11 protein-coding genes, 1 tRNA gene and 1 riboswitch are annotated in these 11741 nt (G+C 46.7%); of the genes, 4 read left to right on the top strand and 8 right to left on the bottom strand.

Annotated elements, in window-relative coordinates; genetic code table 11:
- Positions 1–12 precede the first annotated feature (12 nt).
- The 3 genes from ABLA33_RS09300 to ABLA33_RS09290 all read right to left on the bottom strand — a co-directional run bounded on the left by ABLA33_RS09300 (position 13) and on the right by ABLA33_RS09290 (position 1670).
- On the bottom strand, positions 13–207 hold the full coding sequence (locus ABLA33_RS09300; protein ID WP_347720089.1) for a hypothetical protein: 195 nt from the start codon (positions 205–207) through the stop codon (positions 13–15).
- Positions 208–358: 151 nt separating this feature from the next.
- Positions 359–431: transfer RNA gene (locus ABLA33_RS09295), tRNA-Lys, on the bottom strand.
- A gap of 96 nt (positions 432–527) precedes the next feature.
- Positions 528–1670 (bottom strand): AI-2E family transporter, encoded by a 1143-nt coding sequence (locus ABLA33_RS09290; RefSeq protein WP_347720088.1) that lies wholly within the window; start codon positions 1668–1670, stop codon positions 528–530.
- 209 nt (positions 1671–1879) lie between these two features.
- On the opposite strand from ABLA33_RS09290, the gene rsmI reads away from it, so the two are divergent.
- The 4 genes from rsmI to ABLA33_RS09270 all read left to right on the top strand — a co-directional run bounded on the left by rsmI (position 1880) and on the right by ABLA33_RS09270 (position 5635).
- Positions 1880–2587 carry a 16S rRNA (cytidine(1402)-2'-O)-methyltransferase gene (gene rsmI, locus ABLA33_RS09285; protein WP_347720087.1) on the top strand — a complete coding sequence of 236 codons (708 nt, stop codon included), beginning with the start codon at positions 1880–1882 and terminating at the stop codon, positions 2585–2587.
- A gap of 70 nt (positions 2588–2657) precedes the next feature.
- Positions 2658–3536 (top strand): hypothetical protein, encoded by an 879-nt coding sequence (locus ABLA33_RS09280; protein ID WP_311490156.1) that lies wholly within the window; start codon positions 2658–2660, stop codon positions 3534–3536.
- 7 nt (positions 3537–3543) lie between these two features.
- A complete protein-coding gene (locus ABLA33_RS09275; RefSeq protein WP_347720086.1) occupies positions 3544–4179 on the top strand; it encodes a hypothetical protein in 636 nt (211 codons plus the stop codon).
- Positions 4180–4312: 133 nt separating this feature from the next.
- A complete protein-coding gene (locus ABLA33_RS09270; RefSeq protein ID WP_311490158.1) occupies positions 4313–5635 on the top strand; it encodes an MATE family efflux transporter in 1323 nt (440 codons plus the stop codon).
- 95 nt (positions 5636–5730) lie between these two features.
- Here the strand turns inward: ABLA33_RS09270 and pnuC are convergent, their stop codons facing one another.
- The 5 genes from pnuC to ABLA33_RS09245 form a co-directional block, all read right to left on the bottom strand.
- Positions 5731–6318, bottom strand: a complete 588-nt coding sequence (gene pnuC / locus ABLA33_RS09265; protein ID WP_347720085.1) for a nicotinamide riboside transporter PnuC — start codon at positions 6316–6318, stop codon at positions 5731–5733.
- Positions 6319–6375: 57 nt separating this feature from the next.
- A complete protein-coding gene (locus ABLA33_RS09260) occupies positions 6376–8661 on the bottom strand; it encodes a TonB-dependent receptor (RefSeq protein ID WP_347720084.1) in 2286 nt (761 codons plus the stop codon).
- A 1-nt stretch (position 8662) separates the two neighbouring features.
- A riboswitch (TPP riboswitch) is annotated at positions 8663–8762 on the bottom strand.
- A gap of 29 nt (positions 8763–8791) precedes the next feature.
- Positions 8792–9829, bottom strand: a complete 1038-nt coding sequence (locus ABLA33_RS09255; protein WP_347720083.1) for a nucleotidyl transferase AbiEii/AbiGii toxin family protein — start codon at positions 9827–9829, stop codon at positions 8792–8794.
- Complete coding sequence (locus tag ABLA33_RS09250) at positions 9807–10448, bottom strand: DUF6088 family protein (RefSeq protein WP_347720082.1); 642 nt, start codon at positions 10446–10448, stop codon at positions 9807–9809. Before ABLA33_RS09250 ends, ABLA33_RS09255 begins: the two co-directional genes overlap by 23 nt.
- Positions 10449–10501: 53 nt before the next feature.
- On the bottom strand, positions 10502–11741 hold a 1240-nt coding region (locus ABLA33_RS09245), incomplete at its 5' end, for an AAA domain-containing protein (RefSeq protein WP_347720081.1).

The raw sequence follows: 11741 nt of genomic DNA, 5'->3' as shown, positions 1-11741 counted from the left end.
ATGGAAGAAATATTATTTTGGAATAACGGGTTGTTTAGGCAGCCATACTGGTACAGCTTTCTCTACAGCAAGCTGATGCAGAACAAGTACCGTTATGATGCGGTAGACAACAGCCTCGGCATCACCAACGCCACCAGCCCGCAAGGACTGACGAAGCTCAACAAGGCGAAGTTGGGAGGGACAAGTACGCACACCTACCAATCCCAATTCGGTTTAAAAAACTCATGAAAGAGCGTTTCTTAGACCGAATTGGGGTTATTAGATTTTAATTTAGTATGCTTTCTTATGAAAGTACGATCTAGAAAGCAAGTGGCTGTGTTAATAAAAAAGAGGACTTCCTTTTGAGAAGTCCTCTAAGTGATCCGCTTGGGGTTCGAACCCAAGACCCCAACATTAAAAGTGTTGTGCTCTACCAGCTGAGCTAGCGGATCGACCTAAGTGCCGTTAAGCGAGTGCAAAAGTAAGGCATGTTTTTGATACAACCAAACTTTTCTGCATTTTTTTGTGTTTTGAACTGAAAAAAACTCTTATTTGCTCTCTGCGTCTGTGGAAAGCGAGTTTTCAGCTATTATTTCTTCAGTTTCATCGGAGGGCTTTTCTATATCTCCTATAATGTAGCGATGATAGTAGGAGATGGCCAGTGTTGTGAGGGGCAAAGCGATGATAAGACCTATGATGCCGAGCATGTATCCCCACACGGTGAGCGAGAGAAGAATGATGGCGGGGGAGAGTCCCATTATCTTTCCCATGACATGAGGGGTAACGATCGTGTCTTGCAGCACTTGAACTACGATGTAAACCAAAGCTACTCCACCGATAAGCAACCAGAAATTCTGCCCTGTGTCGGCACTGCGTAGGAGTGCCAAAATCAAGGCAGGCACAATCCCCACCACTTGTAGGTAGGGCACAAAGCTAATCAGCCCGATGAAGCAACCCAAGGCGATAGGCATGGGGAAGCCTATAATTACGAAGCCTATCGAAAACATAACGCAATTTGACAACGCCACAAGAGCTTGACCGCGGAAGTAGCCATTCATGCCGTGTTCGATATCGCCCACTATTTGCGCCGCAATGATACGCTTACCTTTGGGTATGAAATTGATCCATCCATTGGCATATTTCTCGTAGTCGAGCAAGAGGAAGAAGAAATAGAGAATGCCGATAAGTGAGGACAATATGCTAATCACTACACTTGCCGTAGACCAAAGAAAATCCCACGCCTTGGGTAGCACATTTTTTATGGCCGATTGGATGTCTTTCTGCTTGAGGAGATTCTCTAATTGGAGCTCCTCTGCGTGCTGCCGCACAAAATGCTGTATCGTGTTGGGTAACGAATCAGCATGGCGACTCTCGTTGGTGATATATTGTATCGCAATCTCTTTGAAGTTGCTCACTTCATCCACAAACGGCGGCACAATGATGAGGCCGATAGCTGTGACAACGCCTCCCACAAGAAGAAGTGTGAGGAAGATGCAGAGAATGCGACTCTTGAGGTGACATTTCTTTTCGAAAAAAATGACAATGGGATAGAGCATATAAGCAAAGACCCATGCCACAAAGAAAGGAATGAGCACCGCACTCAGATAACTGAGAATAAAATAGATAGCAAGGATGCCTACCACAACAAGTAATCCGCGTACGAAACGATCGAAATTTATCTCTTTATACATAGTCTGAAATGAAATATGTTTGTCAACAATTCTTGTCAACAATTCCAAAATATCTCTGTTGTTTGTGCCAAAATTAGAGAATTTATCTCAAAAAGCGCAAAGACCATTTATTTTGTTTGTCAAATTAAGTCATTTTCTATACATTTGCGTGGTAAAATGTTCTGAGGGTTCTAATAAACAGAATACTACAGAAGTTAAGCACAATAAGAATGTTGTATCTCATCCCGACTCCGGTTGGAAATTTAGAAGACATCACGCTGCGCGCTCTGCGGCTCCTCAAGGAGGTGGACCTCGTGTTGGCAGAAGACACTCGCACCAGCGGAATGTTGCTCAAACATTTTGACATACACACCCGACTCTGTGCCCATCACAAGTTCAACGAACACCAAACTGCTGAGGCCTTTGCGGCGCGCATCGCCGCAGGTGAAAATATGGCATTGGTGACGGATGCAGGTACACCAGGTATTTCCGATCCTGGGTTCATGCTCGTCAGAGCCTGTGTGGAGAAAGGAGCAACCGTGCAATGCTTGCCTGGTCCAACGGCCTTTGTTCCAGCTCTTGTAGCTTCCGGACTTCCGTGTGAGCGATTCACCTTTGAGGGATTTTTGCCGCAGAAGAAAGGGCGACAAACGCGCTTGAAGGAATTGGCAGAAGAGCCGCGCACCATGATATTCTATGAATCGCCCTACCGCGTGGTAAAGACCCTGGGACAGTTTGTTGAAACTTTCGGTGCCGAACGTCGTTGTTCCGCTTGCAGAGAGATTTCAAAAATCCACGAAGAAAGTGTGCGAGGCTCTCTGGCGGAGGTCCTGGCACATTTCGAGGAAACAGAACCGCGCGGAGAGTTTGTCATCATCGTTGAAGGCTACAACGCTCCAAAGCGTTCAAAGAGAAAAGAGAAGGACGACGAAGCGTAACAAAAACGCTCGGGCTTCGTCTCATAATTATTAACGCGGGAGTTTTGCTCCCATAAAGAAAACGGAAAATATGAAAAAGATTGCTATATGCCTTTTGGCTGCTCTCACCGTTATGTTGTGGAGCTGTGACACGAAGAAGCAGAAAGAAGACGCTCAAGTGGACACTTCGGCGCAACGTATCGACTCGCTCGAGAATGCTTTAGCGCAAGCTCAGAATGAAACCAATGATTTGATGGGTACTGTTGAGCAAATTCGCGATGGATTCACGGCTATCAATGAAGCCGAGGATATCATTACCACGCAGAGTGCTAAGGGCGAGAGTTCCGACCGTCAAGCCATTCTCAGCAATATGGCTCTGATTCAGAAGAAAATGAATCTCAACCGCGAGCTCATCAAGAACTTGCAAGAACAATTGCGCACCAGCAAATCCAGCAATGCAAAGATGAAAAGCACCTTGGAGCAAATGGTGGCCGACTTCCAGAAACAACTCCAAGAGAAGCAGACACAGCTCGATGAACTTCGTGCAGAACTCAACGCTAAGAACATCAAGATTCAAGAGCAGGATAAGCAAATCAGCACGCTGAACCAAAACGTCAGCAGCCTCTCGCAAGACAATGAGGCACAGGCTAATCAGATTGCTGAACAAGACAAGGTGGCGCACACTGTCTACTACGTATTTGGTACGAAAAAGGAGCTCAAAGCTCAGAAGATTTTGCAGGACGGCGATGTGCTGAAATCTAATGATTTCAACCGCGACTACTTTGCCAAAGTTGACTACCGCGTGAAGAAAGTGATTCCGCTCTACTCTAAGAGTGCGAAAATCTTGACCAATCACCCCGCCGGAACTTATCGCCTGGATCGCGATGCTAATAAGCAGTATACGCTGCGTATCACCGACCCCGACCGCTTCTGGAGCGTAACTAAATACTTGGTTATCATTGTAAAGTAACATCAGTATGAAGAAGTTTCTTGTTCTTACCTTAGCATCTGTTTTGATGCTGAGTAGCTGCGCTTCGAGCCAGTTTGGAGGTGCAATGAACGGCGCCAGTCTGGGCGGTATGCTGGGTTCTGCTATCGGTGGTATCCTGGGAGGTCCTCGCGGTGCCGATATAGGCACGGTGGTAGGTATCATTGGTGGCGGTGCTGCTGGGGCAGCAGCCACTGCACCTAAAGATTCTCGCCGTAGTGACGATGGCTCTTATTCCAAGCGCGATGACAACCATTATGATGCAGACGTATATCCTTCCGAAAATCGCTCCAAGATGAATAATGGCGTGGAGGTGAGAAATATTCAGTTCTATGATGCCAACAACAACCAAACCTTGAATGCTGGCGAAACGGGCACTTTGGTGATGGAAATCTATAACCAGACGGATAAGATGCTCTACAACATCACGCCACAAATAACTTGCAACAATAAGCGAGTGCGCATCTCGGCTCCAGCCACTATTATGAACATAGAACCAGGGGGTGGTGTACGGTATCGCGCTATTATCACCGCTCCGCGCAAACTAAAATCACAAGAAGCCATCTTTAGCATCGGTTTCAACGGAAGCACTGTGCGCAACTTCAGTGTTGCAACCTCTCGATAACGATCGAATCTTATTTATATAGAAAGCCCAAGGCGAGAGTCTTGGGCTTCTTGCGGCAATAACGGAAATAATGTCTCTGCTGCGTGAAACGATTGTAAAAACTTATCTGAAGCACTAATTTAATTTTATTCTTTTGAAATCTCATTACATTCAAACTCTCAAACTCGGCATTCCTATAGCCGTTGGCCAAATTGGCGTTATCATTCTTAGTTTTGCAGACACTATGATGGTGGGACACTACAACACTCCATCATTGGCTGCAGCTTCATTCGTCAATAGCTTTTTCAATCTCATCACTTTCCTCATCATGGGCTATTCTTACGGCCTCACACCGCTCATCAGTTCACTCTACGGACAGCAGAAACTGCAAGAAGCGGGTGCTACGCTGAAGAACGCCCTTGTGGCAAACTGTATCTATGGCGGTTTGTTGGTGGGCATCATGGGAGTTCTTTATTTCTTCCTCGATCGCATGGGGCAACCAACTGAGTTGCTACCGCTCATTCGCCCTTACTACCTTATCATTCTCTTTTCGATGCTCTTCGTGATTATTTTCAACACGTTGCGCCAATTCACTGACGGTACGACGGACACGAAAGCAGGAATGTGGATTCTGGTGAGTGGTAACCTTCTGAATATTCTCGGCAATTGGTTGCTCATCTTTGGCGTGGGCCCATTCCCAGAATGGGGACTTCTTGGTGCGGGTGCATCAACGCTGATTTCTCGTATATACATGGCCGTGGCTCTGGCGGGAGTAATTATGTACACCAAGCGCTATGCTATTTATCGGAAAGGCTACCGCGCTCAGCGCATACTCTTCAAGGAACTCAAGAGTATCAACGCCATTTCGCTGCCTGTATCGTTGCAGATGGGAATGGAGACTTTTGCATTCACAGGTAGTGCTTTCATGGCCGGTTGGCTCGGCGAAATCCCTCTTGCAGCTTATCAGGTTATCATCACCATCAGCACACTCGGCTTCCTTTTCTACTACAGTTTTGCAGCAGGCATGTCCATCCGCATTGCCACGTTCCATGGCACTGGCGACTGGCCCCAGTTGCGCATGGCGGCTCGAGCAGGGCGCAACATTTTGTTGGGACTTGTTGTGGTAGCAAATTTTGTGTTTTTCTTTTTCACCGAACCGCTCGTCCATTTCTTTACACCCGATGCCAAGGTGACCGTGGCGGCTATGAGCCTCCTCGTCCCACTCATGGTTTATCAGTTGGGCGACGCCATGCAGATTTGCTACGCCAACGCCCTTCGCGGCACAGGAAACGTAATGGCCATGATGGGAGTGGCAGGTGTGAGCTACCTGCTCATTGGCCTTCCAGCAGGCTATGTTATGGGCTTCTGGTTTGATTGGGGCATACAAGGCGTATTCCTTGGCCTCCCCGTCGGTCTCTTCACCGCTTCTATCTTCTTCGTCTATCTGTTTGCAAAGATTCTGAAGAAGCAAGCGTAAAACCTTTGTTAGAAGATCCTACTACAAGCAAGGAGTAAAGAGAAAGAGGTAAGCACATCGCTTTCTGCGCTTTTGGCGGAGTTTCATGAGAGGCTTCAAAGTTTCAGCATCCTTTGCCACTTTTGATAGCCTAATATAGCTACGATGGTGTAGAAGCCATAGAGTATGCCATGAAAGGGAACGCCTTTGTAGATATACAGACCGCAGAGAATGGCATCTACCACGAACCACACGAGCCACTGTTCCAAGTATTTGCGTGCCAGCATCCACATGGCAACGATGGAGAGCGCGTTGGCCATACTGTCGAGAACGGGGACGGTAGAGTTGGTCTTTGTGAGAACGAAATAAAGCAGTGCCCAAATCCCCACAAAGGCGAGTGTGAGGAGCGGTATTTGCCATGTGGGAGTCTTGACGATGGGGCGGTATGCCTTTTTGTGGTTCACGGCCGATTGCTGCTTTGTTTGTCCAAAGTTCCAAACGATCCATCCGTAGATGGCTATCAGCAAATAATAGATCGCCATTCCGAAATCGGCATACAAGCCTTTTTCGTAGTACAGAAAAATGTCGATGGCGGGCATAATCATGCTCACAATCCATAACGACCGCTTGGCGTTGTATTCGAGCCACAAATAGATCAGACCGATACACGTGCCGACAATGTCGAGAAGTAAGAATATATCCATATATGTAAGTTTACGGCTCTCTCCTGCGCATGGAGAGAGCCGTAAAAGTTTTATTGCTTAAAATCTGATACTCAAATGCACGAGGAAGTTGGCTGGAGCTTGCGCGCTATACGCGCTATAGCTGTTCCATTTTGCATCCTGATAGGCCATAGCTCCGCCTTGGCCGTTGCTCTTCACTTGCGTGCTGGCCGAACCATTGCTCTCATATTTCTCGTTGAAAATGTTGTACACCGTTAGGCCGAGGGCGAGCGATTTGGCAAAGCGAATCTTTGAGAAAGTATAAGTTAAATCAAAGTTCGAAACGAAGTATTTGTCGATGGTTAAGTCGCCATCTTTGTTGCCCGCATCAAAGGTTCTGAAGCCAGTATTTGTCATGTACTGCTCTCCCACAAACTGGCTCTGCAAGCTGGCGCGGAATCCTGCCCAGTTGGCCGAGAACGTGTTGTTGAAGATGAGATTAGGTGAGAAACTAATGGGCGTGTTCCCTAAATTGAATGTTTCGCCCGTGTCGTCAAGCACCACCTTGTAGTCCTTAATGCGGTTGTGGCTCCACGTTAAGTTGGCATCCCAGCGCAGGAAGCTCGTCGGTGTCCAAGCAGCTTGCAGTTCCAATCCGCGGCGGTAGCTGTTGCCCACATTACGCGCCACTTTCTCACCGTTTTGGTCTTGTTCGCCCGTCAGCACAAACTGGTCCTTGTAGAGCATATAGTAGAGATTGGCAGCTGCACTGAAGTTACGGCTCTGGAAGCGGTAGCCCAGTTCGAAATCGTTGAGTCGTTCGCTCTTTGGTGTGTATTTGCTCCAAATGGCCTGTTCGTAGTCGTTGCGTGTAGGTTCTTTGTGCGCCATAGCATAGGAAGCGTAGACAGCATGGTGAGGATTGACCTGCCAGAGCATACCAGCTTTTGGATTGAAGAAGCTGAAGTTTGCACGCACATTGTAGGGCACAAAAGCTGAACCATTGTGCTGATCGCTGGGTCCATACATTTTGTAGTCAACATAACGATACTGCAAATCGGCATACGCGGAGAGGCCACGCCAGAAGTTGTAGTTCACACGCCCATAAATGTTCATATCCTGCTTGTGGGCGTAATTTTTATAGTAAGGCTGTTCCGGATTGAGTGCACCGAGATAGTTGCGAACCCAGAGCACATGCCCATAGTGCAAACCATCATATTTGTTCCAGCCTCCGCCTAAAGTGGCTTCCAATCCGTTCTTGTTCTCGTAGTTGAGGGAGAAAACCGTTCCGTAGAAGTCGGCCGAGGAGTATTTGCGGCGAATGAGGTCTTGCTTCTTCATGAGCGTAGGTGTTACCACCCCGTTCTTGTCCACCAAGTCCTGCATAAAAGGTTGCAGCCCATATTCCACCAGTTTGCGGTTCGTTTTGTATTGTTCATAGTAGCCACTACCGTGTGTGTAGTGTAGGGCCAGATTGAGGTTGAGCATTTCCGTCAGATCCTGGTTCCAGATGAGCTGGTAGTGCTGCTGGTGATAGTTGTCCACCTGATTTTTGTAGAAAGCCGTCTTGCCATCCGCATCTTTGTATTTCCCGCAGGGGTTGTATCTCCTCCCCAAACTTTCCATCTGGCTCTTTGTGGCGTAGTCCCAGGCGTGGCCCGTGCGCTCCGTGCCGTTGAAGGTGATGAATTTCACCACGGTTCTATCCGCAAAATAGCCTCCTTGGAAGAAGTAAGAATTAAGGCGAGAGGACGCGCGGCGGATATAACCGTCAGAGCCGATATTGGAAAGTCGACCGTTAAAAGCCCAATGCTCACGCAGCATTCCTGTGCCGAAGAGCACGCTCTCTTTGTGCGTACCGAAAGAGCCGGCAGAGCCGTCCACCTGTAAGAAAGGATTATCATTAACGGCTTCTGTTTGCATATTTACCGAAGCACCGAAAGCTCCCGAACCGTTAGTGGATGTACCCACGCCGCGTTGCACCTGGATAGAGCCGAGCGTTGAGGCGAAATCGCCCATATTCACCCAATAGAGATTATTAGATTCAGCATCGTTCAAAGGAATGCCGTTGGCTGTCACATTGATGCGCGTGGGGTCAGTACCACGAATGCGCAGGTAAGTATAGCCAATGCCCGTTCCGGCATCGCTGCTCATTGTTACGCTGGGAGTTAAGCTCAGTAAGAACGGAATGTCTTGTCCGAAATTGATACCACTGAGCGCTTTCTTGGAGAGGTTGGTGAACGCCATAGGTGTTCTGCTCGATGCGCGAGTGCCCACGACTTGTGCAGCTTCGAGATAATAGCGCGTAGAGTCAGAAGCGGTTTGCGCTTCGAGAGAGGGGACGGCCATCAGCATGACACCGCCCAATAAGTAAGTCTTAATCATAGAGGTTTTTTTGATTTTTGACTACGCCGGAATTGTCCGGTTCAGTTCGTAAGGGTATATTCTCAGCCGACCAAACGGTCTGGGCACCCCTAAAATGCATTTTGCAGCAGCAAAGTTAATAAGTTTTTCACTAATGAATGATAACCTGTCTGAATTTCTGGAGTAATTCATCCATCCTTTTCATTAGGTCTTCGAAAGACTTTGCTTCTCCGTAAATATAGCCGTCCACCATGTTTGTTTCATAATCCAATCGATAGGCTTTCAGTACTTCGTTTTTGGGAATAAAATCAATACTTGTGGGATAATCTTTGTCATAGTCGACATATCCCAAATGATAGAAACGGCGACGATGTTCTACTATGGCCTTGTAAAGCTCTCCATCGTTCAATGACTTCTGAGCAAATTCTGTATCCATCAACCTATCTAAATCATAGAGATGTCGGGACATACGTAAGGATCTTGGTTCTTCCTTTTGAAGTTCCTCACTGAGAAGTAGTGCTTTTTCCAAAAATGTTCTTGATGGTGCTACGGTTTTGATTGATGAGATTATTTCGTCATCCTCTTCTGGAAATTTATCGAAGATGAGAGATTTTATTTTACATTGTTCATGAGGCTCAGACAAAGAGAGACAACTAAGTTCTATTTTAACTCTTGCATCAATGAGTCTCATGCTGGATGGTAGAATGCTTTTGTAATTAACAAAGATTACTGTAGGGTCACTATCATGATCAATGGGTTTTGGAGGATTTCCTATGGTTGTTTCATTTTCTATAGAAAATCCCTTAATTCCCATTTTGTGAAGCTCAGTATCAAGCTCTGCAGATAGTGTTCCATGAATATAATCCAGTGAAGCTTTTCTTAATTTCTTTACTTGATTGTTGTTCTTGCACGTTGCAAATGGTAGATTAAGAACATCCTCAAAGAAAGTTCTATCAATAGAAATGTCAATGTCTTCACTGAACCGGTTAATAAGATTCCACCCTTTACTCAAAGAGGTTCCACCTTTGAAAAGAAGCCATCTCCCACACGAAGTATTGAACAAGGCTTTGAGAATGACCGTCACCCACCAGTCTTTCTCCACTGCATTATCCTCAATATTCTGTTCCTGGGCGACAGATTGTATCATTGCTATTTGCTCATCAATGCTATGGTTTTGCCAGTGGCTCATGAGTGTTCTTGCTTAGGGTTTTTATTATATTCTTTTTTATCCATGTAGGCATGACTTTTAGATCATCAGGCATGGTGGCTTTCTCAGGGTATTTATTCAATATCACATTGATTGCTCTTTCCCACTCTTCATTATAGTTTCGTTCGCCAATGGCTTTCATCGCTTGTACTAAGAGACGTGTCATCTTTCCTTTTAGTGCAAAGTTTTTGGGAACTCCTCTTTTGAAAGTTATAGTTCTATTGCCACATTTGATTTTTCTTGCAGATCCACTGGTGAGAAAAACAGGAGTCATTGTAACTTGCTCCGACAATCCCAACATATTTAGAGCTGTGCTGCCAGTAGGGAGAATTTCTGCATTATCTCTTTCTGCAATTGCTATAGCAATATCCTCAGTGGTAGGATAAATAATGCCAAATTTAGTTTCTTTCGCTTTTAGATATATGCCACGAGATAATCTGTGTAGTATTCCCTGGCGGACAAAATCCGACAAGACTTTGCCCACATATTCATCGTTATATTCAGGGAAGCTATTATTAAAGAAAAGCGTACCAGGTTTGGCCTTTTCAATATCGTTTCCAAGAATATGGACTATCTTCTTTTCTTCGCCTTCTATTAACATATATTAGGTCGGTTATTTTTGCAAAAATACCGAGTGTTTCCTAAAGAAGCAAATTATATGGAGTATATATTTTTATAATCGCTCAGATCTGCCGAAGGCTTGAAATATGCGCCACGCGCTTGTGTGTATTCCAGCAGTTCTTTGAAAGTGGGGACGGCGGATAGCAAGTCGGGGTTGCCGAAGAGCAGGAGGTGTTCTCGAGCACGCGTCATGGCTACGTTCAGTTTTCGATCAATCAGTGCGCCATCCTCCTCAAACACGGTGTCGGTGAGGAAGTTAAGTTGGTAGTATTGCTGGATGGTGAAACCGTAGAGGATATAGTCGCGCTGACTTCCTTGGTAGCGTTCCACGGTGTCGATAGTGATGTCGTGCAATGCAGGGATGCCGTAACGGTCGAGGGTATTCCGGATGGTGGCAATCTGGTTGCGGTAGGGCACTATGATGCCTACGGTGTGTGCCACATCGAAGTTGCTACCCGTCAGCTCATAGATTTTGACCACCGCTTCCGCAATCAAATCGGCTTCTGTTTGATTTACTTTGTCGGAAGGCGACTTTGGCGGTTGAGGTGCAGCAATAAATGCCAGACGCTGCGTGGTAAGAATGTTTTTGAAGAAATCGGTGTGTGGCGCAGCTTCAGGTAGCGGTTGTTGCTGATGCTCTAAAGGCACTTCAGTTAATTGTCCAGCGTAGAAAGCACGGTTGGGGAAATCGGCAATATCGTGGTGCATTCGGCCTTGACGTTTCAGCATAAAGACCACCTCGGGACGTTCACGATAGCGTTTGAGAAGTCGTTCGAAGAGCGAGAGGCGGCAGTCGGTCAGTAGGATGTCGTTGAGAGCAGCTTCTTGCACGCGCGATTCATCCGAATGCTGTTGCACCACAGCCGGCAACTGCTTATGATCGCCTATGAATACAAATTTCCGTATGGCGGGGGCGTTGTCTTTCACAGCCGAGAGAAGCCCCATCAGATGAGGCTCGAGAATCTGTGAAGCCTCGTCGACAATGGCCAAATCAAAGCTCTTTAGGCGGAAGAGGGACATACTCGTGTTGAGCGCGGTGGTAGTGCCTACAAAGATACGCCCACTCATGATGCGCTCCTTCACCTGCGCCAGTCGGGAGCATTCGCTCACGGCGGAAGAAAGGAGATAAGGGCGATAAATCTCCGGGCAGGACAGTTCGTTACCTATACGGATGAAGTCGAGCTTTTCCTCCACGAGTTTGCTGCAAATCTCATCCACCGCGCGGTTCGTGTACGACAAGAGCAATATGGAAGCATCAGGCGTGAGCAATGCT

The sequence above is a fragment of the uncultured Alloprevotella sp. genome, from assembly GCF_963536905.1.
In the GTDB taxonomy this organism is placed as follows: domain Bacteria; phylum Bacteroidota; class Bacteroidia; order Bacteroidales; family Bacteroidaceae; genus Alloprevotella.
Note: the sequence above shows the minus strand (reverse complement) of the source record. Positions and strands in the feature narration are given on the sequence as shown.

Coding starts and splice junctions, on each gene's coding strand:
- rsmI (WP_347720087.1), top strand. CDS start 1,880: ATGTTGTATCTCATCCCGACTCCGGTTGGAAATTTAGAAGACATCACG.
- ABLA33_RS09250 (WP_347720082.1), bottom strand. CDS start 10,448: ATGTTAATAGAAGGCGAAGAAAAGAAGATAGTCCATATTCTTGGAAAC.
- ABLA33_RS09260 (WP_347720084.1), bottom strand. CDS start 8,661: ATGATTAAGACTTACTTATTGGGCGGTGTCATGCTGATGGCCGTCCCC.
- ABLA33_RS09275 (WP_347720086.1), top strand. CDS start 3,544: ATGAAGAAGTTTCTTGTTCTTACCTTAGCATCTGTTTTGATGCTGAGT.
- ABLA33_RS09280 (WP_311490156.1), top strand. CDS start 2,658: ATGAAAAAGATTGCTATATGCCTTTTGGCTGCTCTCACCGTTATGTTG.
- ABLA33_RS09255 (WP_347720083.1), bottom strand. CDS start 9,829: ATGAGCCACTGGCAAAACCATAGCATTGATGAGCAAATAGCAATGATA.
- ABLA33_RS09290 (WP_347720088.1), bottom strand. CDS start 1,670: ATGTATAAAGAGATAAATTTCGATCGTTTCGTACGCGGATTACTTGTT.
- pnuC (WP_347720085.1), bottom strand. CDS start 6,318: ATGGATATATTCTTACTTCTCGACATTGTCGGCACGTGTATCGGTCTG.